At 69.8% G+C, this 25,414-nt stretch carries 25 protein-coding genes and 1 riboswitch; of the genes, 13 read left to right on the top strand and 12 right to left on the bottom strand.

All coding sequences use genetic code 11. The annotated features are described in order from the left end of the window. Positions 1–111: 111 nt before the first annotated feature. A complete protein-coding gene (locus ACFYZZ_RS23105; RefSeq protein WP_389178965.1) occupies positions 112–1,449 on the bottom strand; it encodes an MATE family efflux transporter in 1,338 nt (445 codons plus the stop codon). A gap of 458 nt (positions 1,450–1,907) precedes the next feature. Between ACFYZZ_RS23105 and dnaB the strand changes: the two genes are divergently transcribed. Continuing rightward, positions 1,908–3,383: a replicative DNA helicase gene (dnaB, locus tag ACFYZZ_RS23100; RefSeq protein WP_386572619.1), complete on the top strand. Its 1,476-nt coding sequence runs from the start codon at positions 1,908–1,910 to the stop codon at positions 3,381–3,383. Between the two features lie 62 nt (positions 3,384–3,445). Then, positions 3,446–4,834: a serine hydrolase domain-containing protein gene (locus tag ACFYZZ_RS23095; protein WP_389178961.1), complete on the top strand. Its 1,389-nt coding sequence runs from the start codon at positions 3,446–3,448 to the stop codon at positions 4,832–4,834. 60 nt (positions 4,835–4,894) lie between these two features. Here ACFYZZ_RS23095 and ACFYZZ_RS23090 read toward each other — a convergent pair whose 3' ends face one another. Continuing rightward, a complete protein-coding gene (locus tag ACFYZZ_RS23090) occupies positions 4,895–5,347 on the bottom strand; it encodes a GNAT family N-acetyltransferase (RefSeq protein WP_389178958.1) in 453 nt (150 codons plus the stop codon). 9 nt (positions 5,348–5,356) lie between these two features. After that, positions 5,357–5,815 (bottom strand): MarR family winged helix-turn-helix transcriptional regulator, encoded by a 459-nt coding sequence (locus tag ACFYZZ_RS23085; protein WP_145878917.1) that lies wholly within the window; start codon positions 5,813–5,815, stop codon positions 5,357–5,359. Between the two features lie 141 nt (positions 5,816–5,956). Here ACFYZZ_RS23085 and ACFYZZ_RS23080 point away from each other — a divergent pair, with 141 nt between their 5' ends. Further along, positions 5,957–7,165 carry an MFS transporter gene (locus tag ACFYZZ_RS23080; RefSeq protein ID WP_389178955.1) on the top strand — a complete coding sequence of 403 codons (1,209 nt, stop codon included), beginning with the start codon at positions 5,957–5,959 and terminating at the stop codon, positions 7,163–7,165. Positions 7,166–7,293: 128 nt separating this feature from the next. Then, positions 7,294–7,713, top strand: a complete 420-nt coding sequence (locus ACFYZZ_RS23075) for a heme-binding protein (RefSeq protein WP_389178952.1) — start codon at positions 7,294–7,296, stop codon at positions 7,711–7,713. 77 nt (positions 7,714–7,790) lie between these two features. On the opposite strand, the gene ACFYZZ_RS23070 is transcribed toward ACFYZZ_RS23075, so the two are convergent. Next, positions 7,791–8,657 carry a GNAT family N-acetyltransferase gene (locus ACFYZZ_RS23070; RefSeq protein ID WP_389178949.1) on the bottom strand — a complete coding sequence of 289 codons (867 nt, stop codon included), beginning with the start codon at positions 8,655–8,657 and terminating at the stop codon, positions 7,791–7,793. A 163-nt stretch (positions 8,658–8,820) separates the two neighbouring features. Between ACFYZZ_RS23070 and ACFYZZ_RS23065 the strand changes: the two genes are divergently transcribed. Together ACFYZZ_RS23065 and ACFYZZ_RS23060 are read left to right on the top strand one after the other, a co-directional pair. After that, positions 8,821–9,456, top strand: coding sequence for an HAD family hydrolase (locus ACFYZZ_RS23065; RefSeq protein ID WP_389178946.1), 636 nt, complete (start codon positions 8,821–8,823; stop codon positions 9,454–9,456). A 315-nt stretch (positions 9,457–9,771) separates the two neighbouring features. Then, on the top strand, positions 9,772–11,253 hold the full coding sequence (locus ACFYZZ_RS23060; protein WP_389178943.1) for a globin domain-containing protein: 1,482 nt from the start codon (positions 9,772–9,774) through the stop codon (positions 11,251–11,253). 14 nt (positions 11,254–11,267) lie between these two features. Here ACFYZZ_RS23060 and ACFYZZ_RS23055 read toward each other — a convergent pair whose 3' ends face one another. The 5 genes from ACFYZZ_RS23055 to ACFYZZ_RS23035 all read right to left on the bottom strand — a co-directional run bounded on the left by ACFYZZ_RS23055 (position 11,268) and on the right by ACFYZZ_RS23035 (position 14,982). Beyond that, on the bottom strand, positions 11,268–11,750 hold the full coding sequence (locus ACFYZZ_RS23055; protein ID WP_389178940.1) for an NUDIX domain-containing protein: 483 nt from the start codon (positions 11,748–11,750) through the stop codon (positions 11,268–11,270). A gap of 87 nt (positions 11,751–11,837) precedes the next feature. Continuing rightward, the gene (locus ACFYZZ_RS23050; RefSeq protein ID WP_389178937.1) at positions 11,838–12,743 is read right to left on the bottom strand and encodes a LysR family transcriptional regulator; all 906 of its coding nucleotides are present in this window, start codon (positions 12,741–12,743) and stop codon (positions 11,838–11,840) included. A 217-nt stretch (positions 12,744–12,960) separates the two neighbouring features. Continuing rightward, positions 12,961–14,109 carry a cystathionine gamma-lyase gene (locus ACFYZZ_RS23045; RefSeq protein WP_389178934.1) on the bottom strand — a complete coding sequence of 383 codons (1,149 nt, stop codon included), beginning with the start codon at positions 14,107–14,109 and terminating at the stop codon, positions 12,961–12,963. After that, complete coding sequence (locus ACFYZZ_RS23040; protein WP_389178931.1) at positions 14,106–14,597, bottom strand: low molecular weight protein-tyrosine-phosphatase; 492 nt, start codon at positions 14,595–14,597, stop codon at positions 14,106–14,108. The genes ACFYZZ_RS23045 and ACFYZZ_RS23040 overlap by 4 nt, the downstream gene beginning before the upstream one ends. Positions 14,598–14,604: 7 nt before the next feature. Continuing rightward, complete coding sequence (locus tag ACFYZZ_RS23035; protein WP_389178928.1) at positions 14,605–14,982, bottom strand: phage holin family protein; 378 nt, start codon at positions 14,980–14,982, stop codon at positions 14,605–14,607. A 60-nt stretch (positions 14,983–15,042) separates the two neighbouring features. On the opposite strand from ACFYZZ_RS23035, the gene ACFYZZ_RS23030 reads away from it, so the two are divergent. From ACFYZZ_RS23030 to ACFYZZ_RS23015, 4 genes are all read left to right on the top strand, one after another. Next, entirely contained in the window at positions 15,043–15,360 is a 318-nt protein-coding gene (locus ACFYZZ_RS23030; protein WP_094218692.1) for a cupin domain-containing protein, read from the top strand. Positions 15,361–15,526: 166 nt separating this feature from the next. Further along, complete coding sequence (locus ACFYZZ_RS23025) at positions 15,527–15,739, top strand: DUF5326 family protein (RefSeq protein WP_389178925.1); 213 nt, start codon at positions 15,527–15,529, stop codon at positions 15,737–15,739. 203 nt (positions 15,740–15,942) lie between these two features. After that, positions 15,943–16,857, top strand: coding sequence for an IclR family transcriptional regulator (locus ACFYZZ_RS23020; RefSeq protein ID WP_389178922.1), 915 nt, complete (start codon positions 15,943–15,945; stop codon positions 16,855–16,857). Between the two features lie 98 nt (positions 16,858–16,955). Next, positions 16,956–17,393, top strand: a complete 438-nt coding sequence (locus ACFYZZ_RS23015; RefSeq protein WP_103813611.1) for an SsgA family sporulation/cell division regulator — start codon at positions 16,956–16,958, stop codon at positions 17,391–17,393. Positions 17,394–17,500: 107 nt separating this feature from the next. Here the strand turns inward: ACFYZZ_RS23015 and ACFYZZ_RS23010 are convergent, their stop codons facing one another. Next, positions 17,501–18,940 (bottom strand): YibE/F family protein, encoded by a 1,440-nt coding sequence (locus ACFYZZ_RS23010; RefSeq protein ID WP_389179771.1) that lies wholly within the window; start codon positions 18,938–18,940, stop codon positions 17,501–17,503. Positions 18,941–19,020: 80 nt separating this feature from the next. Further along, positions 19,021–19,194, top strand: a riboswitch (TPP riboswitch). On the opposite strand from ACFYZZ_RS23010, the gene thiC reads away from it, so the two are divergent. The 3 genes from thiC (at position 19,187) to ACFYZZ_RS22995 (ending at position 23,224) form a co-directional block, all read left to right on the top strand. Continuing rightward, positions 19,187–20,971 carry a phosphomethylpyrimidine synthase ThiC gene (gene thiC / locus ACFYZZ_RS23005; RefSeq protein WP_389178919.1) on the top strand — a complete coding sequence of 595 codons (1,785 nt, stop codon included), beginning with the start codon at positions 19,187–19,189 and terminating at the stop codon, positions 20,969–20,971. (Overlaps the previous riboswitch by 8 nt.) Before the next feature lie 80 nt (positions 20,972–21,051). Next, positions 21,052–22,068: a hypothetical protein gene (locus tag ACFYZZ_RS23000; protein WP_389178916.1), complete on the top strand. Its 1,017-nt coding sequence runs from the start codon at positions 21,052–21,054 to the stop codon at positions 22,066–22,068. A 52-nt stretch (positions 22,069–22,120) separates the two neighbouring features. Then, complete coding sequence (locus tag ACFYZZ_RS22995; RefSeq protein WP_389178913.1) at positions 22,121–23,224, top strand: hypothetical protein; 1,104 nt, start codon at positions 22,121–22,123, stop codon at positions 23,222–23,224. A 2-nt stretch (positions 23,225–23,226) separates the two neighbouring features. Here the strand turns inward: ACFYZZ_RS22995 and ACFYZZ_RS22990 are convergent, their stop codons facing one another. Together ACFYZZ_RS22990 and ACFYZZ_RS22985 are read right to left on the bottom strand one after the other, a co-directional pair. Beyond that, entirely contained in the window at positions 23,227–24,090 is an 864-nt protein-coding gene (locus tag ACFYZZ_RS22990) for a hypothetical protein (RefSeq protein ID WP_389178910.1), read from the bottom strand. Between the two features lie 182 nt (positions 24,091–24,272). Beyond that, positions 24,273–25,349: a metallophosphoesterase gene (locus ACFYZZ_RS22985; RefSeq protein ID WP_389178907.1), complete on the bottom strand. Its 1,077-nt coding sequence runs from the start codon at positions 25,347–25,349 to the stop codon at positions 24,273–24,275. Positions 25,350–25,414: the final 65 nt, after the last annotated feature.

Raw genomic sequence — 25,414 nt, 5'->3', positions numbered from 1 at the left:
CTGCGCTCGGCTTGAGCAGCTGAGAGGGGCCGCCTCCTACGGGGCGGCCCCTCTTCGCGTTCGGTCTCAGTGTGGCTGTGCGCCGGGCGCTGCGTGTTTCACGTGAAACGGTCAGCGGGTCGCACCCGTCACGATCCAGCGGCCCGAGCGGGCGCGGAGCCAGAGGGTCAGCATCCTGACCGTCATCATGAGTGTCATGGCCGCCCAGAGCGCGGTGAGGCCCCCGCCCAGCGTCAGGACGAGCAGCGCCACCGGGGCGAACACCGCCAAGGTCGCCACCATCGCCCAGGCCAGATACGGCCCGTCCCCAGCGCCCATCAGGACTCCGTCCAGCACGAAGACGATTCCGCAGACGGGCTGGGAGAGGGCCACCATCAGCAGTGCCGGAAGTGCCGCGTCCTTGACCACGGAGTCGCTGGTGAACAGCGGGAGGAACAGCGGCCGGGCGGCCACCACGAGGAGGCCCAGTACGACACCGGCGGCTATGCCCCACTGGACCATGCGGCGGCAGGCCGCGCGGGTGCCGTGGGCGTCGTTCGCGCCGAGGTAGCGGCCGATGATGGCCTGCCCGGCGATCGCGATCGCGTCCAGGGCGAAGGCCAGCAGGCTCCACAGGGACAGGATGATCTGGTGGGCGGCGATGTCGGCGTCACCGAGGCGGGCCGCGACAGCCGTGGCGATCATGAGAATCGCCCGCAGCGACAGCGTGCGGACGAGCAGGGGAACTCCGGCCTGAGCCGAGGCCCGGATGCCGGCGGCATCCGGGCGCAGGGAAGCCCCGTGCTTGCGGGCCCCACGCATGACCACGGCCAGATAGGCGGCCGCCATGCCGCACTGTGCGATGACGGTGCCCCAGGCGGATCCGGCGATGCCGAGTCCGGCGCCGTAGACGAGTCCCGCGTTGAGTGCGGCGTTGGCGACGAAGCCTGCGACAGCGACGTACAGCGGGGTTCTGGTGTCCTGCAGGCCGCGCAGCACACCGGTGGCGGCGAGGAGGACCAGCATGGCCGGGATGCCGAGTGCGGAGATACGCAGATACGTCGTGGCATAGGGGGCAGCGGTGGCGGAGGCACCGAAGAGGTCCACGATGCCCGGAGCCAACGGGAGGACGAGGGCGATGACCGCCACTCCGAGGAGCAGGGCGAGCCAGATGCCGTCCATACCCTGACGGATGGCTGCCTGGAGATCACCGGAGCCGACGCGCCGGGCCACGGCGGCCGTGGTGGCGTAGGCGAGGAAGACGAAGACGCTCACGGCGGTGGTGAGGAGGGCCGAGGCCACGCCCAGACCGGCGAGCTGAGCGGTCCCGAGGTGGCCGACGATGGCGCTGTCGGCCATGACGAACAGAGGCTCCGCGACGAGTGCGCCGAAGGCCGGGACGGCCAGCGCGACGATCTCTCGGTCGTGCCGGCGGCGGGTGGCCTGGGAGATCGTTGGAGCCTGTGTCATGAGCACTAATCTAATCGTCCACAGGTAAGAGATGCAATCACTGAATGCCCCTTACTTCCGGTCTCGAACCGTGCACATGAGCGCACCGTTCGAGGCGATCTTGATCCGACTGGGGAAGTTTTTCTTCTGCACAGCCGGTGGACGGTAAATGTGCAGGTCAAAGCGCTGCGCTCGGCGGGATCGAGGGCTTGTTCACAGGGCTGTCCACCGCGTCGTGCACAGGTTTCGGCAGGTTCTCCACAGCATCCGGGCCGTCGTCCACATGGCCTGTGGATAACCAGATTGGCTGACGGTGCCGACAGGCCTACCGTTGTCCGGCGCCCGCTCCTTCCCTCGGCCGGGGAAACGTCACAAAACCGACGCGCCAGAAGCGGAGTTGGGCCTCTCAACTGTCAGTGTCGTGCCGTACAACAGAGGGCACGGCGAGGTCCGCCGTGCGGACGGGAGGAGGTGGCTCGGTGAGCATTTCCGAGCCCTTGGACGATCCGTGGGCCGACAGCGGACCCAGCGATCGTCTGCCCGCCTCCCGTCGCCGAAGCGACGGCGGCCGGGGCCGTGACGAACAGCACGACCGGGGCCGGGAGAACGGCGACTGGGAAGGCGGCACCTCCTTCGAGCGGGTGCCGCCGCAGGACCTGGACGCCGAGCAGTCCGTGCTGGGCGGCATGCTGCTGTCCAAGGACGCCATCGCCGACGTCGTCGAGGTCCTCAAGGGCCACGACTTCTACAAGCCGGCGCACGAGACGATCTACCAGGCGATCCTCGACGTCTACGCCAAGGGCGAGCCGGCCGACCCCATCACCATCGCCGCCGAACTCACCAAGCGCGGCGAGATCAACAAGGTCGGCGGCGCGTCGTACCTCCACACCCTCGTCCAGACGGTGCCTACGGCGGCGAACGCCGAGTACTACGCCGAGATCGTCCACGAGCGGGCGGTCCTGCGCCGCCTGGTCGAGGCAGGCACCCGCATCACGCAGATGGGATACGCGGCCGACGACGACGTCGACGAGATCGTCAACCGCGCCCAGGCCGAGATCTACGCAGTCACCGAGCAGCGCACCAGCGAGGACTATCTGCCGCTCGGCGACATCATGGAGGGCGCCCTCGACGAGATCGAGGCGATCGGCTCGCGCAGCGGCGAGATGACCGGTGTGCCCACGGGCTTCACGGACCTGGACTCGCTGACCAACGGCCTGCACCCGGGCCAGATGATCGTCATCGCGGCCCGTCCCGCCATGGGTAAGTCCACGCTCGCGCTGGACTTCGCACGCGCGGCGTCGATCAAGCACAACCTGGCCAGCGTCATCTTCTCCCTCGAAATGGGGCGCAACGAGATCGCGATGCGTCTGCTTTCGGCCGAGGCGCGCGTGGCGCTGCACCACATGCGCTCGGGCACCATGACGGACGAGGACTGGACCCGCCTGGCGCGCCGTATGCCCGAGGTCTCCTCCGCGCCGCTCTACATCGACGACTCCCCGAACCTGTCGATGATGGAGATCCGCGCGAAGTGCCGCCGGCTGAAGCAGCGCAACGACATCAAACTCGTGATCATCGACTATCTGCAGCTGATGCAGTCCGGTGGTTCCAAGCGCTCCGAGAGCCGTCAGCAGGAGGTGTCGGACATGTCCCGTAACCTCAAGCTGCTGGCCAAGGAGCTGGAGGTCCCGGTGATCGCGCTCTCGCAGCTCAACCGTGGTCCCGAGCAGCGCACGGACAAGAAACCGATGGTGTCCGACCTGCGTGAGTCCGGCTCCATCGAGCAGGACGCCGACATGGTCATCCTGCTGCACCGCGAGGACGCCTACGAGAAGGAGTCACCGCGAGCGGGCGAGGCGGACATCATCGTGGGCAAGCACCGTAACGGCCCCACGGCGACGATCACCGTCGCCTTCCAGGGCCACTACTCCCGCTTCGTGGACATGGCCCAGACCTGACCCGGCCGGACTGCCGGGGAAATGAACTCGACGCATGGCGCCGCACCGGATGGACTGGGCCCATGACGACATCGCAAGAAGAGCTGCTCCCCGGCACCCGGCGGGCGTTGCTGCACCGGATCGCTCTCGCGCAGGCCGAAGGGCGGGCGCCCTCGCTGGTCGCCGCTGTCGTACGGGACGGGCGGGCCGTCTGGCACGGGTCGCGCACTTCGGTGGACGGGCACGGGCCGGACGAGAACGTGCAGTACCGGATCGGGTCGATCACCAAGACGTTCACCGCCGTACTGGTGCTGCGACTGCGTGACGAGGGCATGCTCGATCTCGGTGATCCCCTGGAGAAGCATCTGCCGGGCACCGGAGCCGGCGAGGCGACGATCGCCGAACTGCTCGCACACACCGCCGGGTTGGCCGCCGAGTCACCCGCGCCCTGGTGGGAGCGGACCCCGGGCTCACTACGCCCCGAGCTGAGCGACGTCCTCGGCGAGCAGCCCCTCCTGCACCCCGTCGGCCGGCGCCACCACTACTCCAATCCCGGCTACACCCTGCTGGGCGCACTGGTGGAGGAGCTTCGGGGCGCCCCCTGGGAGGAGGTGCTGCACAGCGAGGTGCTCGAACCCCTCGGGCTCCACCGCACCACCGCCCAGCCGCAGGCGCCGCATGCGGGCGGTTGGGCGGTGCATCCCTGGGCCGACGCACTGCTGCCCGAACCGCTGGAGGATCTCGGCCGGATGGCTCCCGCCGGCCAGCTGTGGTCCACCACCGGTGACCTCGCGCGGTTCGCTGCCTTTCTGGCCGGGGGAGACGACCAGGTGCTGAGCGCGGAGTCGGTGCGCGAGATGCGGACGCCCGCGGCGCCGGCCGAGGCCGCGGACGTGATGGACGGGGCGACCTATGGCCTCGGCATGCAGGTCCAGCGGCGGGACGGCAGGCTCCTCGTCGGGCACTCCGGCTCGCTCCCCGGCTTCCTCGCGAACCTCACCATCAGCGTGGAGGACGACGTGGCGGCGGTGGTGCTGGCCAACTGCACCAGTGGCCCGCTGCTGGGAGCGGTGGGCGCCGATCTCGTCCGTATCGTTGCGGAGGCGGAGCCGCGTATCCCCGAGCCGTGGCGTCCGATGCGTGAAGTCGACCCGGACGTCCTGGAGTTGGCGGGGCAGTGGTACTGGGGGACGCACGCCTTCGCCCTGCGGGTGATGGCCGACGGGCTTCTTGCGCTGGCACCGCTGACCGGTGGCGGCCGCCGCGCCCGCTTCCGTTCGAACGGAGACGGGACATGGACGGGCCTGGAGGGTTACTACGCCGGAGAGCTGCTCCGGCCCGTACGCCGCCCGGACGGTTCCCTGATCCATCTGGACCTCGGGTCGTTCGTGTTCACGCGGCAGCCCTACGAGGTGGGGGCTGAGGTGCCCGGTGGGGTGGATCCGAAGGGCTGGCGCGGGATCGCGGAGTAGGCGGCTCGTCGGCCGGGGGGTGGGTGTTTCACGTGAAACACCCACCCCCCGGCCGTTCATTCAGAGCTGGAGCTTGAAACCCACGTGCGATGCGGCGAAGCCGAGGCGTTCGTAGAAGCGGTGAGCGTCCGTGCGGCTCCTGTCGGAGGTCAGCTGCACCAACTGACAGTTCTGGCGCCGGGATTCCTCGACAGCCCACTCGATGAGCTGGGTGCCCAGGCCGCTGCCGCGCTCGTCGGCGTGGATGCGGACGGCCTCGATGATCGACCGGGTCGCTCCCTTGCGGGAGAGCCCATGGATGAGTGTCAGCTGGAGGGTGCCGATGACTCGGCCTTCCCGAACCGCCACGACGAGCTGCTGGTTCGGGTCCGTGTTCAGCCGGTCCAGCGCCGTGAGGTAGGGCGTCAGGTCGTCGGGTGACTCGCGCTGGGCGCCCAGTGCATCGTCGGCGAGCATGGCGACGATCGCCGGCAGATCGTCCGCGGTCGCACGGCGTATTTCAAGATCTCCCATACCCGCACTCTATGCGGGCACGTTCAGGGACTCCACGACGCGTACCAGCGGGGCCAGTTCGGGGTTTCTGGCCGCCTCGTCCAGGGCCTCGCGCAGGGCGGCGTCATTGGTGGGCCGCGCCTCCTCCAGCAGCCGCAGACCCGCCTCGGTGACGTTGGTGTAGATGCCGCGACGGTCGGTGGGGCACAGGTAGCGCTCCAGCAGACCGCGGTCCTCCAGGCGGGTCACCAGTCGCGTGGTGGCGCTCTGGCTGAGCACGACCGCGTCGGCGACCTGCTTCATCTGCAGATGGCCGCCCTCGCCCTCGTGCTGTCGGCTGAGCACGTCGAGCAGGGAGTACTCGCGCACGCTCAGGTCGTGCCCGGTCTGCAGGGCGCGCTCGATGTGCGCCTCGATCCTCCCGTGCAGGAGAGCGAGGGCGGACCAGCCCTGGGCGAGGGCGGTGAGCGCGGGGTCCGTCGCTGTCATTGGCGTTTTCCTCCGTCCCGGAGCGGCTGGATCCAGAGTAGAGCACTCACGCAATAGTCGGCGGTTGCACTTAGCCCGCGTCTGCAACTATTGTGGACGCTCGCAAAGCGCTCCTGCAATCGTCTGGGAAGGTGTACCCCCATGCCTCTCGCGCTTCTGGCCCTCGCGATCGGGGCCTTCGGGATCGGAACGACCGAGTTCGTGATCATGGGTCTGCTGCCCGAGGTCGCCGGAGACTTCGGGGTTTCCATCCCCACGGCGGGCCTGCTGGTGACCGGATACGCCCTCGGCGTGGTGATCGGCGCCCCGCTGATGACCGTGCTCGGCACCAAGGTCTCGCGCAAGCGGATGCTGATGCTCCTGATGGGCCTCTTCATCGCCGGAAACCTGGTCTCCGCTCTGGCCCCCACCTTCGCGATCATGCTGATCGGACGGGTGATCGCCTCGCTCGCCCACGGTGCCTTCTTCGGCATCGGCTCGGTCGTCGCGGCCGAGCTGGTGGCGCCCGACAAGAAGGCCGGCGCCATCGCGATGATGTTCACGGGCCTGACCGTCGCCAACGTCGTCGGCGTTCCGCTGGGCACGCTCGTCGGGCAGCACGTCGGATGGCGCGTCACCTTCGGCATCGTCGCCGCCCTCGGTCTCGTCGGCCTGGCCGGCATCGCCAGGCTGGTGCCCGAGATGCCCAGGCCCGAAGGCGTGCACCTGCGCCATGAAGTGGCTGCCTTCAAGAACGCCCAGGTCCTGCTCGCCATGGCGATGACCGTGCTCGGCTTCGGCGGTGTCTTCGCGGCCATCACCTACATCGCGCCGATGATGACCCACATCGCCGGCTTCGCCGACGGGTCCGTCACCTGGCTGCTGGTCCTGTTCGGCCTCGGCATGGTCGGCGGCAACCTCATCGGCGGCAAGTTCGCCGACCGCGCGCTGATGCCGATGCTGTACGTCTCCCTGGGTGCCCTGGCCGCCGTGCTCGCGCTGTTCACGCTCACCGCGCACAACAAGATCGCTGCCGCCGTGACCATCGCCCTGATCGGCGCCCTCGGCTTCGCGACCGTCCCGCCGCTGCAGAAGCGCGTCCTCGACCAGGCCCACGGCGCCCCGACGCTCGCCTCGGCCGTGAACATCGGCGCCTTCAACCTGGGCAACGCCCTCTCCGCCTGGCTCGGCGGCTTGGTGATCGCGGCCGGCTTCGGCTACACCGCCCCCAACTGGGTCGGCGCCGCCCTCGCCGCGGCCGCCCTGGTCCTCGCCGTCCTCTCGGCCGCCCTGGAGCGCCGGGACAGCGAGCGAAGCGCCGTGGTGGCCTCCGGAAGCCCCGCCGGGCAGCGGACCCCCGTCCACCACTGAGCCCGCCCCGACCGCAGGGCATCACCACCCGTACCTGACCGTCACCCGGACCGCTGGAACGCAGGCCACCCCCGGCCCGTACGGCATCCCCTCACCTCACGCACACACCGCACCAAGGAGAAAGCTCCATGCGCACCACCGCCGTCGCCCCGCTCACCACCGAGGACGCCGAGCTGCTCGTCGCCACGGCCCGTCGCGCTGCCGAGGATGCGGGAGTCACCGTCAGCGTCACCATCCTGGACGCCGGCGGCCACCTGCTCGCCTTCCGCCGGGACGACCGGGCCGTGCTGATCTCCGGCGAGACCAGCACCCGCAAGGCCTACACCGCCCTCCAGCTGAACGCGGCCACCGCCGACCTCGTCGACGCCGTGCAGCCCGGCGGCCTCTTCCACACGCTCCCCACGGCACTCGACCGGCCCCTGCTCTTCATCGCGGGCGGTCTCCCCGTCCACCGGGACGGCAGGCTGATCGGCGCGATCGGCGTCGGCGGCGGTGCCCCGGACCAGGACCACGGCTTCGCCACTGCGGCCGTCCAGGCGCTCGCCTGACCGCACGCCTCGCGGCATGCCAACGCCGGCCCTCACTGCTCTGGAGCGGTGAGGGCCGGCGTCTGCCGTGCGACCGCTCAGCCCGCGGCCACCGTCAGCGGCGCGAACCGGCGCGTCCAGTCCCCCGGCAGGTCCGTGATGCCATAGGTCATGACGGCGTTGAAGGCCACGGACGCCAACCCCCGCGCCCTGGCCCAGGCCAGCAGCTCCTCGTGGCGTACGTCGATGTCGGTGCGCAGCGGGCGGTCCGTACGGGCCGCCAGCGAGGCGATGAGGGCCTTGGCCGTCTCGGTGTCCCGGGCGATCAGCGGGCCGACGACATGCGTGTCCATGTTGGGCCACGCGGCCGTGTAGCCGATGATCCGGCCGCCGTCCTCGGCCACGCGCAGCTGATCGGCGAAGGCGGGCAGGCGGGTGATGAGGGGAGTGCGGTCGACGCCGAACACCTCCTCGTCGAGACGGAGGATCGAGGGCAGGTCCTCCGCGGTGGCAGCACGGGTCGCCACCCCGTGTTCCGGGCCGCCGGGCACGAAGTGCCCCCTCAGCATCTCCGCCCGGCCCGTGACCTTGAAACCCAGTTCTTCGTAGAGCGGGCGCCCGTAGGGCGTGGCGTGCAGGGTCAGCGGCGTGGTTCCCATGGCCGCGACGACATGCTGCATCAGGCGGCGCCCGACACCCCGGCGGGCGTGGCGCTCGGACACCAGGACCATGCCGATGGCGCCGAGGTCCGACCGCTCCCAAGAGCCGTACTCCGTGACGACGCAGGCGGCGACGAGCCCTCCGTCGGGGTCGTCGATGCCGTAGCCCTTGCCGGCCGTGAGCAGGAAGCCCCACTTGTGTTCCTCGCGTGGCCACCCCCGATCTTCGGACAAGTCGGCGCAGGCGGTGAGATCGCGGAGCGTCAGACGGCGGATGGGCAGAGCAGCGGGGGAAGGAGTCGGCACGCAGGTCAGGCTGTCCGACCGGCACCCCCGACGTCCACCTGTTTCGACGCAGACGCAGGTGCTTTTGGCCATGTCGTGGCCGTTCGAACAGGCCGTCGACGGGCGTGCGTGTTTCACGTGAAACATCAAGGGACGCGGCGGCGCCTCCCATTAGCCTCAGCCCATGGCGAGACTTCACCTCTTCGACCTCGATGGCACTTTGCTGCATGGCACCACCGCCCCCGTGGAGATTTCCCGCCAGTTGGGCAGGGAAGCGGAGACGGTGGCGCTGGACCGGGAGATTGCGGAGGGGCGGATAGGTCCGCCGGAGTATGCGACCCGGGTGTACGACCTGTGGGCGGAGCTGACCGAGGCGCAGGTGAGTGCTGCCTTCGAAGCGGCTCCCTGGCTGGCCCGGATCCGTGAGGTCTGGGCGGAGATCAGGGCCGCGGGCGACTACTGCGCGGTGGTGTCCCTCTCACCTTCCTTCTTCGTGGAACGTCTCCTGGGCTGGGGTGCACACGCGACCTACGGATCGCGCTTTCCCGCCGTGCCGTTCACCGAGCCCGTCGACCCGGACGGAGTGCTCAACGCCGCGGCCAAGGTGACCATCGCGGACCGGCTCTGCCAGGAATTCGGTGTGACCCGTGGAGACTGCGTCGCGTACGGCGATTCGCTGTCGGACAGGGAACTATTTGCTGTCGTACCGGTTTCCGTTGCGGTCAATGCGGACAGGCACCTGGCCGGACTCGCCACATACTCCTACACCGGCCGTGATCTGTGGGAAGCCTATGAATTGGTGTACACGTCCGGTAGTTGAGGGAGTTCATGGTTCGCCCCTTGCTCGTTCCATGGGGAAGCAAGGGGGGACTTGTGTGCATGGCGACGGCCGGTAGGGTCGACTCCGGTTCACGTCCGGGATGGAGTACGCGCATCCCGTGCGGGCCGAGAGCAGGGCAGGCAGCCTAACGGGACGAAGAGATCGAAGACCCGTGTTTCCGGGTATACAGCCATGGCATCCGGCCAGGATGGGATGCTGCGGAGAGTGCTACGGCTGGCCGCCCGCCGGGGGAAAGCATGCGCCTCCCGAGGAGGTGCGCAGACCGACCGAGAGATGTTCGAGGCGAGGGCACCCATGGACGCTCCGACCACCACGTCGGGGGAGAACGGCATAGCGGGCGGAGGCGGCTGGTTCACGCCGCACAAGGCGCCTCCGACCCCGCCGCCGGGCGGTGATCAGGAGACGGCCGAGGGACGCAGGCCCGCGGTGGTACGCCCGGTGGGCCGGCCGACCCGGGAGGGCACCGCCCGCCCCACGTCCGACGCCCCTGCCACCCGCCCCACTCCTGCCGCTCCCGTCGAGCAGCCCGCACAGGCCCCGCCCAGCAGCCCACCGATCCCCGAGCCCGCCGCGGCCTTCGAGCCTTCACGCCCCACCGCAGCGTCGACCGAGCCGGAGCGCGTGCCTCCTCAGCGCTCCGCTCCGCCCATCGCCGAGGAGGCATCCCCGGACGCCCTCGCCGTCCGGGGCACGATGGCCGAGATCGGCCCCGTCGCCGACAAGGTCACCTCCTACTTCTACGCGCTCCTCTTCGTTCGTCATCCCGAACTGCGCCCGATGTTCCCGCCGGCGATGGACACCCAGCGGGACCGGCTGCTGAAAGCATTGCTCACCGCGGCCGAGCACATCGACAACAAGCCGGTCCTCGTCGAGTACCTGCAGAACCTGGGCCGCGGACACCGGAAGTACGGCACACGCCCCGAGCACTATCCGGCCGTGGGCGAATGCCTCATCGGCGCACTCAGCAAGTACGCGTCCGATATCTGGAACCCGGAGATCGAGGCCGCCTGGGTGCGCGCCTACACCACGATCTCTCAGGTGATGATCGACGCCGCGGCGGCGGACGAACTGCGCGCCCCGGCCTGGTGGCACGCCGAGATCGTCTCGCACGACCTCCGGACCCCCGATGTCGCGGTCGTCACCGTCCGCCCGGACCAGCCCTACCCCTTCCTCGCCGGGCAGTACACCAGCGTGGAGACGCCCTGGTGGCCACGGGTCTGGCGGCACTACTCCTTCGCCTCGGCACCCCGCTCGGACGGCCTGCTCACGTTCCATGTGAAGGCCGTCCCGGCCGGCTGGGTCTCCAACGCACTGGTGCATCGCGCCCGGCCGGGAGACGTCATACGCCTGGGCCCGCCGACCGGCTCGATGACCGTCGACCACACCACCGACAGCGGGCTGCTCTGCCTGGGCGGCGGCACGGGCATAGCGCCCATCAAGGCCCTCGTCGAGGACGTGGCCGAGCACGGCCTGCGCCGTCAGGTCGAGGTGTTCTACGGCGCCCGCACCGACCACGACCTGTACGACATCGACACCATGCTCAGACTCCAGCAGAGCCACCCGTGGCTCTCCGTACGGGCGATCATCGACCAGCTGGCCCATCTCCAGCTGCCCGACGCCATACGGGAGTACGGCCCCTGGAACGAGTACGACGCCTATGTCTCGGGTCCGCCCGGCATGATCCGCAGCGGGGTCCACGCCCTGCGGGACATCGGCATTCCCTCGAACCGCATACGGCACGACTCGGTCGAGGAGCTGATCGTCGTCGGGAACTGACCGACGCCGGCCGACTATCCGAGGTCGGGGGCGTGCATCGCGCGGACGCCCTCGATGTTGCCGTCCAGGTAGTGCCGCAGCGACAGCGGTACGAGGTGGACGGAGGCGATGCCGACCCGGGTGAACGGGACACGGACGATCTCGTACTCACCCGCCGGCTCCTCCACTTCGGGGCCGTGGCGCAGCGACGGGTCCATGGACTCCAGCCGGCACACGAAGAAGTGCTGGACCTTCACGCCGGTCGCGCCGCCGTCCTCGCCGATGTGCTCCACGGTGTCCACGAAGCAGGGCACGACGTCGGTGATCTTGGCGCCGAGCTCCTCGTACACCTCGCGGTGCAGGGCGTCGACGACGGTCGGGTCCGCGGCCTCGACCCCGCCACCGGGAGTGACCCAGTAGGGATCGACACCGGGCTTGGTGCGCTTGATCAGGATCAGGTCGTCACCGTCCAGAAGAACGGCACGGGCGGTGCGCTTGACCACGGGTCGGACGGTCATGGGAGAAATGTGGCCCGGCTGGTTCCACGTGAAACATCCCGCAGCGCCACCACCCGAGCGCACCGGGTAAAACCTCGGAGCAGAGGCTCACCCCCAGCGCGCGGCCGCCCGCAGAAGCCACTCGTGCGCCCGCGCGACATGCGGCATGGCGAGCGTTCCCGTGCGCACCGCCAGGAAGTACGTGCGCAGCGGTGGCACCGCGGGGTCGTGCAGCGTCACGATCTCCCCCCGCTCGAGAGCAGGGGTGCACAGATAGCGGGGCAGCACCGCCAGTCCGGCGCCCGCAGTCGCACAGGCGAGCACCGCGCGCAGATCGGGGACAATGACCGTGCCGGAGGCGGCCGGGCGCGAGTCGAAGACGGAGGCCCAGTAGCGCGAGACGAACGGCAGCGACTCGTGGACCTCGACGACCGGGAGGTTCTCCAGGGCGGGCGCCCCCTTGAGGCGCAGTGCTCCGGGGCCGATCCGCTCGGCCCAGCGCGGGGCGGCGACCAGCATGTGCTCCTCGTCGCAGAGCGCGGTGGCGGTCAGCAGGGCGCCGCGCGGCCGGACCGTGCTGATGGCCAGGTCATGGTGTCCGGCGGCCAGCCCCTCCAGGGTTTCCTCCGCGGTGCCGAAGGAGGCGCGCAGGGCGAAACTCTGGCCGTCGTCGCCGGTCATCTCCGTCAGGACGGGAAGCGCGCGTTCGGCGGTGAACTCCGGCGGGCCGGCGAGATGCAGCGTTCGTAACGAGGACTCGTCGTCCAGGCCGATCTCCGCTATCTCCACCAGGGCGTCAAGGTGCGGCGCGGCCTTGTGGGCGAGTTCGTCGCCGATGGTCGTCGGCGTCACCCCGCGGGCCTGCCGCAGGAACAGGGGGCGGCCCAACTGCCGCTCAAGGGTGCGGATCTGGGAGGTGACGGCTGGCTGGGAGAGGCCCAGCAGGGCGGCGGCGCGGGTGAAGGAACCGGCCCGGTGCACGGTGACGAACGTGCGCAGCAAGGCCAGATCCATGGCACGCCCTTCCCTCTCCCTGCCCTCCTCCGGCCCCCGAGGCAGGCACCAACTATAAATAAGTCGATAGGTCTCTGTCGCTACCGTGATTGGACACTGACAGAGAGTCAACTAGCCTTGTTCGCACGGTTCTTCGCGCGCGGAACCGAAGGCGGTCCGAGCCACGAGGGGGGAGGCTCGGACCGCCGCAGAACGGGTCGGACGGCCCCTGATCCGGTCACTCGGCGGACTCGTCCAGGGCTCGCAGCACATCCGCCACCAGGTCCTCGGGATCCTCGGCGCCGACGGACATGCGGATGAAGCCCTCCGGGACGGGGTCTCCGCCCCAGCGGCCGCGGCGTTCGGCCGTGGAGCGCACACCGCCGAAGCTCGTCGCGTCCTCGACCAGGTGCAGCGCATCGAGGAAACGCTCGGCACACGCGCGCGTGGGCAGCGTGAAGGAGACCACGCAGCCGTAGCGGCGCATCTGCTGGGCGGCGACCTTGTGCGCGGGGTCGTCGGGCAGCCCCGGATAGCGCAGCCCGGAGACCTCGGGCCGCTGCCGCAGGGCCTCGGCGACCGCGAGGGCCGTCGCGGTCTGCCGGTCGACGCGCAGCTGGAGCGTGGCGATGGAGCGGTGCGCGAGCCAGGCCTCCATGGGTCCGGAGATCGCGCCGACGATCTTGCGCCAGCGGCGTACGGCGGCCATCGCCTCGGCGTCGCGACCGGTGACGTAGCCCAGCAGGAGGTCACCGTGCCCGGTCAGCTGCTTGGTGCCGCTGGCCACGGAGAAGTCGGCGCCCAGCTCCAGCGGGCGCTGCCCGAGCGGGGTGGCGAGGGTGTTGTCGACGGCCACCAGGGCGCCCCGCGCGTGTGCCGCCCCGGCCAGCCGCCGGATGTCGCACACGTCGAGCCCCGGGTTCGACGGCGACTCGATCCACAGCAGCTGCGCGCCGTCGATGACGTCGAGCTGGGCGTCGCCGCCGGTGGGCGCGGTGCGCACCTCGATGCCGTAGGCCTCCAGCTGGGCGCGGACCAGCGGCAGCGCCTGGTAGCCGTCGGAGGGCAGGACGACCGCGTCCCCGGCGCGCAGCTGGGAGAACAGCACCGAGGAGATCGCGGCCATGCCGGAGGCGAACACCAGCGTCTCGACGTCGCCCAGCTCCGGCGCCTCCAGCTCCCCGATGGCGCGCTCCAGCAGGGTCCAGGTGGGGTTGTCGTCCCGGCCGTAGGCGTACGGTCCGGTCACCTCGCCCGGCAGGTGGAAGTGCGCGGCGAACACCGGTCCGGGCAGCGTCGGCTCGTGCTTGACGGGCTCGGGGAGTCCGGCCCGTACCGCGCGCGTGCCGTCGCCGACGCGGTCCGCGTCCTTGCCGGTGTCGCTCATGCGGCCCGTCCCTCCAGCTGCTCCCGTACGGCGGCGAGCAGACCGGTGCTCGCCCCCTCCACCATCGCCAGGCACTCCTCGAAGCCGTCCCGGCCCCCGTAGTAGGGGTCCGGCACGTCGAGGTCGTCGCCGGCCGCGGGGTCGTAGGCGCGCAGCAGGCGCACCTTGCGGGCGTCCTCCTCGGTGGGTGCGAGGCGGCGCAGGGCCTTGAGATGGCCGGTGTCGAGGGCGACCACCAGGTCGAGGCGGGCGAACCAGGAGGGCTGGAACTGCCGTGCGACGTGCTCGGTGCCGTAGCCGTGCTCGTCGAGGACCGAGACGGTGCGCGGGTCGGCGGCATCCCCCTCGTGCCAGCCGCCGGTGCCGGCGCTGTCGGTCTCCACCAGGTCTGCGAGGCCGGCCTCTTCGACGCGCGCGCGGAAGACGGACTCGGCCATCGGGGAGCGGCAGATGTTGCCGGTGCACACGAAACAGACGCGGTAGGCCATGGCGGGTTCAGTCCTCGTCGGGCAGGACGAGGTTCAGCGCCCACGAGACGACGGAGATGATCAGGCCGCCGAGTACGGCCGTCCAGAACCCGTCCACGTGGAAGCTCAGGTCGAGCTTGCCGCACACCCAGGAGGTCAGCAGCAGCATCAGCGCGTTGACGACCAGGGTGATCAGCCCGAGGGTGAGGAGGAACAGCGGGAAGGTGAGCACCTTCACGAGCGGCTTGACCAGGAAGTTCACCAGGCCGAAGATCAGCGCGACCACGATCAGGGTGCCGGCCTTCTTGGCCGTGCTGTCACCTGTGAGGGTGATCTTGTCGAGCAGCCACACGGCGACCGCCAGAGCGCCCGCGTTCGCGATCGTCTTGACTACGAAATTCTTCATGTGTCTGATCGTGGCAGACCAGATCGACGGCGAGCAGTGGGGCGAGGGCGGCAAACGGCGATGAAGGCATTCCGGCTGGACGAACTGGAGGCGGAGCGCGCCGCCAACGAAGGGGCCTACCTGCAGTTTCTGCGGGAACGGCACATGTCGGTCGGCCTGTACGCCCTCAACGCGGGCGAACACGACCCGCAGCGGCCGCACAACCAGGACGAGGTCTACTTCGTCGTCAGCGGCCGCGCATCGATCACGGTCGGCGAGGAGACCACCCAGGTGGCCCGGGGCAGCGTGGTGTACGTGCCGGCCGGCGTCGCCCACAAGTTCCACCACATCAGCGAGGATCTGCGGGTTCTGGTCGTCTTCTCTCCACCTGAGGCCTGAGCCCGGCCCTCGGGGTTCCCTAGGGGAAGGGTCAGGGGAGGACAAGGGGTGCGCGGCCCCCGCGGGACCCTCTGGCGGCCCTAGCATCGAGTGCAGACATCGAGAACTGCGTCCACGACGGCGCGCAGTACGCCGTGGACGCACCGGAACGCAAAGGACGAGGGCAATGCGAGAGATCTTCGCGGGGCTGCCGTGGTGGGTGAAGTGGGTCGCGGTGCCGGTCATCGCCCTGGTGGTCTTCGGCAGCCTGATAGCGACCGTGGTCGGCTTCGTGATCGGCCTGCTTTTCAAGGCGCTGATCTTCGTCGCCCTGGTCGGTGGACTGATCTACGTCGTGCGCAAGTTCACGTCGAACTCATCGTCGCGCAGCGACTGGTGAGGGACACGGGAGCCGGTGACCGGTAACGGGAAATCACCGGTTCCCTCGGGCGAGGGAAGTTTCCCCGGCAGGCCGTCTGCACGCGGTGGCGGGCGGTTAGAGTCCGGAACCCCACGCGGGGCCGGGCCCCGCGGGCGGCGTACACCACCACCCGTGCTTCCTCCGCACGGGCTGCCCCGACCCTCGCGCTACGGGAGTGACCCTTGGCCACGGTTGACACCGCACCGGCAGAACCCCACGCACCCCCCGCCCCACCGCACTCCTGCACACCCCCCATGCAGCGGCCACCGTCCGCGAGCGTCCCGGGACAGCCACGCGCCGCGTCCCTCCCCGGACCCCCGCACTCCCCGGACGTTCCGGTTCAACCGTCCGCCGCGACCCTCATCGGATCCGTGCAGCGCGCGATGCGCCTGCTGGAGACCGTCGCAGCGCACGAGTACGGCGCCCCCGCCAAGCAGCTCGCCCGCGAGACCGGCCTCGCCCTGCCCACGACCTATCACCTGTTGCGCACCCTGGTGCACGAGGGCTATCTGCGCCGCGAGAAGGGGCTGTTCTTCCTCGGGGACGCGGCCGAGCGGCTGAGCAGCAGCGGAGCGCAGCAGAAACGTCGCAGCACGGTGGCCGACACCCTGGCGCACTGGCGCGATTCCATCGGTGTGCCGGTGTACTACGCGATGTACCGGGACGGCGAGATCGAGGTCATGTGCGTCGCCGACTCGCGGGAGGCCCCGGCGGTCGAGGAGTGGGCCGACTTCCGCGAGACGGGGCACGCGCACGCGGTCGGCCAGTGCCTGCTCTCCCAGCTGGACGAGGAGGCCCGCCGGGACCACCTGAGCCGCTATCCGGCGCAGTCCATCACCCCGTACACCGTGCGCGACAACGACGCCCTGCTGCGTCGGCTGGCCCGGATGCCGCGGATGGACCCGGTGGTGGAGCGTCAGGAGTACGCGCTGGGCACGGTCTGCGCGGCGATTCCGATCACGGTCGGAACCACGGCGGCCACGATGGCCATCTCGCTCCCCGCTGACCAGGCCGACCGTCTTCTGCCCGCCGCACGGCGGTTGCAGGCCGAGGTCGGGCGCCATCTGGGCGCGCTGATGCCCTCTATCAGTATCTGAAAACTCACTCCTTGTGATCTGTTGTGTACTTTCAGCAAGATTTGACTACGGTCGAGGGATCAATCCCGGCCAGTCGATGTCATGTGACGGGGTAGGCGATGCGGGAATCCGTACAAGCAGAAGTCATGATGAGCTTTCTCGTGTCGGAGGAGCTCTCCTTCCGCATTCCGGTGGAGTTGCGCTACGAGACCTGTGATCCCTATGCCGTGCGGCTGACCTTCCATCTGCCGGGTGACGCCCCGGTGACCTGGGCCTTCGGTCGCGAGCTGCTGATCGACGGAGTCGGACGGCCGTGCGGCGAGGGGGACGTGCACATCGCACCCGTCGACTCCGAGGTGCTGGGCGAGGTGCTGATCCGGCTTCAGGTCGGCGGCGACCAGGCCCTGTTCCGTTCCTCGGCTCCGCCGCTCGTGGCCTTCCTCGACCGCACGGACAAGCTCGTACCGCTCGGGCAGGAGGGCGCGCTGGCCGACTTCGACGCCCATCTCGACGAGGCCCTGGACCGCATCCTGGCCGAGGAACAGAGCGCCGGCTGAGGTGTTGCGGCAACGGGGCGCCCAGCGCTCCGCCATGCCGCGTGCAGCTGTGCAGGAACGCTTCTTCAATGGGCTCCGGCCTCCGCCGGGCTCCCTTGAAGAAGCGTTCACCGCTTCCGGCGCCGGCCCCTGCCGCCGCGTGCCGGAGCGGGCAGTGCCCCGGTGGGGGCCGCCGCGTCCGGTGCCGGCCGGTCGGCCGACACCACCAGGGCGGCCAGCGCGGTGGTGACCGGGACGGAGGCGACCAGACCGATCGAACCCACCAGCGTGCGCACGATCTCCTCGGCCACCAGCTCGCTGTTGGCGACCGTGCCCACGCTGCTCTGGGCGATCGAGAACAGCAGCAGCAGCGGCAGCGCGGCACCGGCGTAGGCGAGGACGAGGGTGTTGACCACCGAGGCGATGTGGTCGCGGCCGATCCGGATGCCCGCCCGGTACAGCCCGCGCCAGCCCATCGCCGGATTGGCCTCGTGCAGTTCCCAGACCGCCGACGTCTGGGTCACCGTCACATCGTCCAGGACACCGAGCGAACCGATGATGACGCCGGCCAGCAGCAGACCGCTCATGTCGATCGACGGGTACAGGCCGTGGATCAGACCGGTGTTGTCGTCCGTGTTGCCGGTGAGCGCGGCCCAGTCGATGAACTCCGAGCCGAGGATGCCGATCAGCAGCAGGGAGGCCAGCGTGCCGAGCACCGCCACCGACGTACGGGCCGACAGTCCATGGCACATGTAGAGCGCGATGAGCATGATCGCGCTGGCCCCGACGACGGCCACCAGCAGCGGATTCGAGCCCTGCAGGATCGCGGGCAGGATGAAGAGCGTCAGCACCAGGAAGCTCACGGCCAGCGCGACCAGCGCCATGACACCGCGCATCCGGCCCACCACCACGACGGCGAGCGCGAAGATCCCCGCGAGCAGTGCCATCGGGAACTTACGGTTCACATCGGTGACGGAGTACTGCAGGTTCTTCGGCGCCGAGGGCTCGTAGGCGACCACGACCTTCTCGCCCTCCTGCAACTGCCGCGTCTGGTCCGGCTGCACGATCTCGGTGAACGTACGGCCCTGGTCGTCGCCGGTGTCGACGCGGATCGTCGCCTTCCTGCAGGTACCTTTCGCCTGCTGCTGCGCCGAGTTGCCCTCGGCGGTGGAGGTGTCGCCGGTCGCGGTGCCCCCCGAGGCGTTCACCGACTTGCAGCTCACCTCGACCACCTTGGTGACCGTGGCCTGCTGTGTCTGGCGGTCGAAGCCGACGCCCGTGCGCTCGTGCGGCGGGGCTCCCCCGGGCCAGAGCACCACCAGACCGACCACGACCGCGGCCGCGAACGGGATCAGGATCGCCGCGATGACCTTGCGCAGATGCTTGGAGACGGGCGCGGCGGGTCCATGGCTGTGGCTGTGCCCGTGCGAGTGGCCGTGTCCGGTGCCCGGGCCGTGCCTGTCCCCATCCCCGTGGCCGTGCCCGTGGCCGTCATGGCCGTGTTCGCCGCCCTGTCCGGAGCGGCCTCCGCGCGGCGGTTCGGAGGAAGGGTACGGGTACTGCTCCATGGGGGTCACCGCCAGATCATCGCAAGAACGCCAGGGGCCCTCTGTTCACCGCGCCCGAATTGACGCTAGCGTGGAGGCACCTTTGCACACGCGGGAGCTCGGAGCACCGGGCTGAGAGGACGCTGACCTCCGTATTCGCGATGTTTCACGTGGAACGTGGTTTCACGGGAAACATCGGCAGACGGAAACCGCTGCGTCGACCGCCGAACCTGTTACCGGGTAATGCCGGCGTAGGGAGTAGGTCTCATGACCAACAAGGACGCACGCACGCCTGCCTCCGTTCAGGACGAGAAGTCCCAGGAGGCCGGGAAGTCCATCGGCTGGCACAAGGCGTACGTCGAGGGCACCCGCCCCGACCTGCGCGTGCCGGTCCGCCAGGTGCACCTCACCAACGGGCAGTCGGTCACGCTGTACGACACATCAGGCCCGTACACCGATCCACTCGTCGACACCGACGTCCGCAGGGGTCTGTCGCCGCTGCGGGAGAACTGGATCATCGCCCGCGGCGACACCGAGGAGTACGCCGGCCGTCCCGTCCGCCCCGAGGACGACGGGATCAAGCACACCTCACCGCGCGGCGGGCTGCGCAACCTGGACGCGGTCTTCCCCGGACGTCCGCGTCAGCCGCGCCGAGGCCGTGACGGCACGGCGGTCACACAGCTCGCGTACGCCCGCCGCGGCGAGATCACGCCCGAGATGGAGTTCGTGGCCCTCCGCGAGAACGTTGATCCCGAGGTGGTCCGCGAGGAGATCGCGGCGGGCCGCGCGGTGCTGCCGGCCAACGTCAACCACCCGGAGATCGAGCCGATGATCATCGGCAAGCGGTTCCTGGTGAAGGTCAACGCCAACATCGGCAACTCCGCGGTCACTTCCTCCATCGAGGAGGAGGTCGAGAAGATGACCTGGGCGACCCGTTGGGGCGCCGACACGGTCATGGACCTGTCCACCGGCCGCAACATCCACACCACCCGCGAGTGGGTGCTGCGCAACTCCCCCGTCCCCATCGGCACGGTGCCGCTCTACCAGGCGCTGGAGAAGGTCGACGGCAGGGCCGAGGAACTGACCTGGGAAATCTACAAGGACACGGTCATCGAGCAGGCCGAGCAGGGCGTGGACTACATGACCGTCCACGCGGGCGTGCGCCTGCCGTATGTGCCGCTCACCGCCAACCGCAAGACCGGCATCGTCTCGCGCGGCGGCTCGATCATGGCCGCGTGGTGCCTCGCGCACCACAAGGAGTCGTTCCTGTACGAGAACTTCGAGGAACTCTGCGAGATCCTCGCCGCCTACGACGTCACGTACTCGCTCGGCGACGGCCTCCGGCCGGGCTCGATCGCGGACGCCAACGACGAGGCACAGTTCGCGGAGCTGCGGACGCTCGGGGAACTCAACCGGATCGCCAGGCGTTTCAACGTACAGACCATGATCGAGGGCCCGGGACACGTCCCGATGCACAAGATCAAGGAGAACATCGACCTTCAGCAGGAGATCTGCGATGAGGCTCCGTTCTATACGCTCGGCCCGCTGACCACGGACGTCGCCCCCGCGTACGACCACATCACCTCCGGCATCGGTGCCGCGATGATCGCCTGGTGGGGCACGGCGATGCTCTGCTACGTCACGCCCAAGGAGCACCTGGGCCTGCCCAACCGTGACGACGTCAAGACCGGCGTCATCACTTACAAGATCGCCGCCCACGCGGCCGACCTCGCCAAGGGACACCCCGGTGCGCAGGAGTGGGACGACGCGCTGTCCGACGCCCGCTTCGAGTTCCGGTGGGAGGACCAGTTCAACCTCGCCCTGGACCCGGACACGGCACGGGAGTTCCACGACGAGACACTGCCGGCCGAGCCCGCCAAGACGGCCCACTTCTGCTCCATGTGCGGGCCGAAGTTCTGCAGCATGAAGATCTCGCAGGACATCCGCCGCGAACACGGCGGTACCAAGACCGAGATCGAGGAGGGCATGGCCCAGAAGTCGAAGGAGTTCGCGGCCGCGGGCAACCGCGTGTACCTGCCGCTGGCGGACTGACCCACGCGGGCGGGCGCTGCTCCTCGGGCCGGATGCCCGGAGAGCAGCGCCGGCGCCGGTCGGTGAGAAGGGGGTTGGGGATGGGACCCGTGGTGTTGCTGGAGACGACGGCTCCGGCACAGTCGCTGGTCTGGCAGGACGACAGTCTGGTCGACCTGGTGGGCGGCCGTGCCTGGAGCGCCGCCGGTGTGGAGCATCGGACGGTCACGGGATACGGACCGGTGTTCGACCGAAGCGTCGTCTCCTCCTCCGGCCGCTACAGCGTCGTCTACGCCGAGCGCGGGACCAGGGCTCTGCTGGTCCGGGGATCGCGCGTCGTCCGTGAGCTGACGCGCAGCATTTACCACGCCGACGACTTCGACTACCCCGTCGCGCTGGGAGTTCTGCCGGACGGGCGAGAGATCCTGGTTCACTGCCCGGAGGAGTACAACGTCCTCCACATCGAGGAGGCGGAGTCGGGCAAGCGCCTCACTTCGGGCCCACGTGGAGACAAGGACGTTTTCCACTCCCGGCTGTCGGTGAGTCAGGACGGCAGGCATCTCCTCGTGGCCGGCTGGGTGTGGCATCCGTACGGCATCGCCGAGGTCTTCGATCTGCAGGCCGCGCTGACGGACCCGGCCGCACTGGACGGGCCCGGAGTGCTGCCGATGGAGCCGGGCATCGACGCCGAGGTGGAGTCAGCGTGCTGGCTCGGCCGTGATCGCCTGGTGGTTGCGACCGGCGAGGAGTTCCTCGATGACGAAGAGGTGCCTGCTCTGGGCCCTCGGGAGCTCGGTGTCTGGTCCCTGTCCGAGCGTCGATGGATGCACCGGAGCCAGGTCGATTTCAAGGTCGGCACGCTGCTCGCGGGGGGGGGGGGGGGCAGCAGAGTCGTCTCACTGCACGGGCATCCCCGGCTGATCGACATCACCACCGGCGCAGTCCTGGCGGAATGGCCGGAGGTGGATGTGGCACGCCGGGAAGGAGCCTACGGGGTCACCCATGTCCCGACCCCGGTCGCGGCGCTGCATCCCGACGGCACCCGCCTGGCGGTTGCTCAGACGGGAAGCATTGCGGTGATCCAGTTGCCGGATCCCGACGACGGACAGGCACCGTAACGGAAGGAACACGATGCCGCCCGGGGCTCACAAGATCCCTAAGGTCTTCCGTGTGGGTGGGATCGATGTTGCCAACGGGGTGGTCGGTGCGGTCATCGGCATGGTGTTCGCGGTGCTGTTCCAACAGCCCCTGCAGGACGCGTGGTTCCGGATGCGCAGACGCTCGGCGAGTGCGCTGCGCGGTCTGAGGGGCCGGGAGGAGTCGGGACCGGCGTGGCGGACGTTCTCGCTCGGGCCCCTGCAGACCTCGGCACTGATCGTGGAGGGAGACGGGGAGACTCCGATCCCGGCGGAGACGATCTTCGTACACGTGCTCGACGAAGACGTCCGGCTCCCGGCGGACATGAAGCCTTGGCGGGACGAGATAGCCGCCGAGAGCGAACACCTGCGCGCCGAGGGGCGTACCCCCCTGTGGAACGGGCCGCGTTATGCGGTCGAGTCGTTCGACATCTCCCGCACGTCACTGGACGAGACGCCGGAGGTGCATCTGCGACTGCGGCCGACCGACTACTACACGTTCCTGGCGGCTCAGCAGCTCGACCGTCGGCTGCCGGACGGTGCGACCCCGCGGTCGCGATACCTGGATCCCGAGCAGCCCCTGGCCGCCCCCGCGTTCCTCCAGTGCAGCTTCGCCGTCAACGTCGCCGTGGTCACCGCCGACGACATGCTCGTGGTGAGCCGTCGCAGCGAGCGGGTCAGGATGGCGCCCGGCGTGTGGAACTCCTCGGTCAACGAGGGGCTGTCCCGGCACATCGACTCGTCGGGACGGAGCGCGCCGGACCTGCACGCGGTGTGCCGTCGGGGAATGCGTGAGGAACTGGCCCTGGAGGCGCACGAGTACACACTCGACCTTCTGGCGTTTGTCCTGGACGTCGACAAGCGCCACTGGAGCGGCCACTACTTCGCCAGGCTCAAGGAACTCAGAAGTTCTGACCTCCAGGCGCGGATGAGCAGGGGTGTGGCGGACCGCTGGGAGCATCAGACGATCGACTATGTGCCGTTCCGTCCGGCGCCCGTCATCAAGTACCTGCTCCGGGAAGACCGTGTCCACCGCTGGGCGCCGCTGGCGCCCGCGTTGTTCCACCTCGCTCTCGTGCACGCCTACAGCCGCACGTCCGTCGAACGCGTCGAGGCGCAGATCGTCCGGCGGCTGTAGCCTCACTCCGGCTGGTGTTCCGGGCCGCCGAAGTCGGGGCTCGTGTAGTCCGGGCTGGTGAAGCTCGGGCGGCCGGAGGCGGAGCCGTCGTCGGGGCTGCTGAAGCCGGGGCGGCCGTAACCCAGGCGCGGCATACGGCCGGTCGGAGCCGGCGGGGCTGTGGGGTGCAGGGTGGCCGCGCCGGGCTGGGCGAGCGCGTTCCGCAGGAACGGCAGGATGCCGCGCTCCAGCAGGGCCTCCCGCCAGGCCTCTCTGGCCCTGGCCACCTCCGCGCTCGCCGCGTCGTGGGTCCCGGCTTCCGCCGCGGCGCTGTTGCGCAGGGCGGTGAGCAGCAGCCCGACCGCGGCGACGAGGATCGCGGCCGCGGCCACGGCGCCGAACACCCAGCCCGCGGTGAGCATGGTCTGGGCGAAAGCCTGGCCGGGAGCCAGCATTCTCAGGATGTAGCCGACGAGCAGGAAGATCGCCGCGGCGGTCCCGGCGAGGACGGGGGCCAGCACCGCGATCACGGCGATGGCGCCCGCCCCGGTCGTCTCGGCGGCCTCGCCGAGGCCGGTGGCGAGTCCCATCGCGTCCGCACCCGGTCCGGCGGAACCGGAATCGCGGGCGGCCGAGGGGGTGGACGGCGCCGGGTGGCGCAGTTCCTCGCGGACCTTCACGTAGTTCTGGTACTCGGCTGCCGCGGCCGCCGTGATCAGCGCGGTGGCGTCGAGGGCCATGGTGCGCAGTTGTTCGGGGTTCAGCCGCTGTCCGACAGCGGCCAGTTCCGGTCGGTGTGGTGCGGAGCGCAGCGCCTCATCGAGGATCCGCTCGAATTCCTGGCGGTCCTCGCTCAGCAGGTGCTGCGGAACGCTGTTCATGTGCATCCCCCGATGCTCCGTAGGGCTGGTGGCTCGCACGCCGGCGAGCCGTCGGGCAGAAACGGAGGGGAGCCTGCTACGGATAAGCCGATGGTAGAGCCGTGACGGCACGCGGTGACAGGGGGTTGCCGGAATTTGCGTGCCGACCTGCGTTCATCCGGTATGGGGCGCACCTGCCCCGCGAACGCTCAGATATCCAGGGGAAGTTGCTGGACCAGCAGCTTTCCGGCCATGGTCACGCCGCCGTCCATGGCGATGGCGAGTCCCTCGGCATAGACGTGCGGTCCCTCGACGACGGGTCCGCTGCCCTCTTCGTCGTCCTCGGATCCGACCTCGCCGAGGAGATACGGAATGGGACTGTGGCCGTGGACGATGCGGGTCCCGCCGTACGTGTCGAGCAGGGACCGTACGGCGTCGGCGCCGCCCTCGTCGCGGAAGGAGAAGCGCTTGGTGAACTTCCGGAACAGGTCCCAGCACTCGTCCGCGTCGTTGCGCGTGAGCGTCTCGCGGACCGTGTCGTTGACGGCCTCGATCGAGTCGCCGTAGTCGAGGTAGGCGGTGGTGTCGGAGTGCACGAGCAGGTAGCCGTCGACCTCCTCGACGGCGTCGAGGCGGGCCATCCACTGCAGGTGGTGGTCCTGGAGGCGGTCCATGTCGGTCTTCTGGCCGCCGTTGAGCAGCCAGGCCGCCTGGAAGGTGGCGGTGCCCGCGCCGGAGTTGACGGGGGTGTCGCCGAACCGCTTGGCGCCGAGCAGCAGCAGTTCGTGGTTGCCCATGAGGGCCTTGCAGTAGCCGCCGGCCGCGGCCGCCTCGGCGGACAGCCGCATCACCAGGTCGATCACGCCGATGCCGTCCGGGCCGCGGTCGGTGAAGTCGCCGAGGAACCACAGCCGGGCGGTGCCCGCGCACCACTGGCCGGAGGCGTCGATCAGCCCCTTCTCCCGCAGGGCGGCCACCAGCTCGTCCAGGTAGCCGTGGACGTCACCGACGACGTAGAGCGCGCCGGGGCCGGTCGTGGGCTCTGCGGCGGGGGCTGCGGGGGCCGGTTCGACGGGGACCTGGAGCGTGTCGCCGCGGTTGATGACGGGCAGGTCGCGCTGGGTGGGCGTGTAGCCCTCGGGGTAGGCCCCGTCCACGGACGGGAGGGCGTCGCCGGACTGGGCGTGGACGTACGGACCGGTCTCGTGGACGTACGCGGGTACCCGGAAGTCGCGCAACGTCGCCGTCCGCTCCACCTCGGGTCCCTGACCGGCCCCCTGAGTCATCAGACCCCTCCACCATCGCGCCGCAGCTGCACCGCTTCGGACTGCCTGGTCGCAGCGGCCCGCGG

It is taken from the genome of Streptomyces sp. NPDC001816, from assembly GCF_042892235.1.
In the GTDB taxonomy this organism is placed as follows: domain Bacteria; phylum Actinomycetota; class Actinomycetes; order Streptomycetales; family Streptomycetaceae; genus Streptomyces.
This window is presented reverse-complemented; position numbering and strand designations above follow the sequence as displayed.

Coding starts and splice junctions, on each gene's coding strand:
- ACFYZZ_RS23035 (WP_389178928.1), bottom strand. CDS start 14,982: ATGAAGAATTTCGTAGTCAAGACGATCGCGAACGCGGGCGCTCTGGCG.
- ACFYZZ_RS23050 (WP_389178937.1), bottom strand. CDS start 12,743: ATGGATCTGGCCTTGCTGCGCACGTTCGTCACCGTGCACCGGGCCGGT.
- ACFYZZ_RS23015 (WP_103813611.1), top strand. CDS start 16,956: ATGCGGGAATCCGTACAAGCAGAAGTCATGATGAGCTTTCTCGTGTCG.
- ACFYZZ_RS23105 (WP_389178965.1), bottom strand. CDS start 1,449: ATGACACAGGCTCCAACGATCTCCCAGGCCACCCGCCGCCGGCACGAC.
- ACFYZZ_RS23010 (WP_389179771.1), bottom strand. CDS start 18,940: ATGGAGCAGTACCCGTACCCTTCCTCCGAACCGCCGCGCGGAGGCCGC.
- ACFYZZ_RS23085 (WP_145878917.1), bottom strand. CDS start 5,815: ATGACAGCGACGGACCCCGCGCTCACCGCCCTCGCCCAGGGCTGGTCC.
- ACFYZZ_RS23075 (WP_389178952.1), top strand. CDS start 7,294: ATGCGCACCACCGCCGTCGCCCCGCTCACCACCGAGGACGCCGAGCTG.
- ACFYZZ_RS23060 (WP_389178943.1), top strand. CDS start 9,772: ATGGACGCTCCGACCACCACGTCGGGGGAGAACGGCATAGCGGGCGGA.
- ACFYZZ_RS22990 (WP_389178910.1), bottom strand. CDS start 24,090: ATGCACATGAACAGCGTTCCGCAGCACCTGCTGAGCGAGGACCGCCAG.
- ACFYZZ_RS23055 (WP_389178940.1), bottom strand. CDS start 11,750: ATGACCGTCCGACCCGTGGTCAAGCGCACCGCCCGTGCCGTTCTTCTG.
- ACFYZZ_RS23025 (WP_389178925.1), top strand. CDS start 15,527: ATGCGAGAGATCTTCGCGGGGCTGCCGTGGTGGGTGAAGTGGGTCGCG.
- ACFYZZ_RS23000 (WP_389178916.1), top strand. CDS start 21,052: ATGGGACCCGTGGTGTTGCTGGAGACGACGGCTCCGGCACAGTCGCTG.
- ACFYZZ_RS23030 (WP_094218692.1), top strand. CDS start 15,043: ATGAAGGCATTCCGGCTGGACGAACTGGAGGCGGAGCGCGCCGCCAAC.
- ACFYZZ_RS23080 (WP_389178955.1), top strand. CDS start 5,957: ATGCCTCTCGCGCTTCTGGCCCTCGCGATCGGGGCCTTCGGGATCGGA.
- ACFYZZ_RS23065 (WP_389178946.1), top strand. CDS start 8,821: ATGGCGAGACTTCACCTCTTCGACCTCGATGGCACTTTGCTGCATGGC.
- ACFYZZ_RS23090 (WP_389178958.1), bottom strand. CDS start 5,347: ATGGGAGATCTTGAAATACGCCGTGCGACCGCGGACGATCTGCCGGCG.
- ACFYZZ_RS23045 (WP_389178934.1), bottom strand. CDS start 14,109: ATGAGCGACACCGGCAAGGACGCGGACCGCGTCGGCGACGGCACGCGC.
- ACFYZZ_RS23040 (WP_389178931.1), bottom strand. CDS start 14,597: ATGGCCTACCGCGTCTGTTTCGTGTGCACCGGCAACATCTGCCGCTCC.
- thiC (WP_389178919.1), top strand. CDS start 19,187: ATGACCAACAAGGACGCACGCACGCCTGCCTCCGTTCAGGACGAGAAG.
- ACFYZZ_RS23095 (WP_389178961.1), top strand. CDS start 3,446: ATGACGACATCGCAAGAAGAGCTGCTCCCCGGCACCCGGCGGGCGTTG.
- ACFYZZ_RS22985 (WP_389178907.1), bottom strand. CDS start 25,349: ATGACTCAGGGGGCCGGTCAGGGACCCGAGGTGGAGCGGACGGCGACG.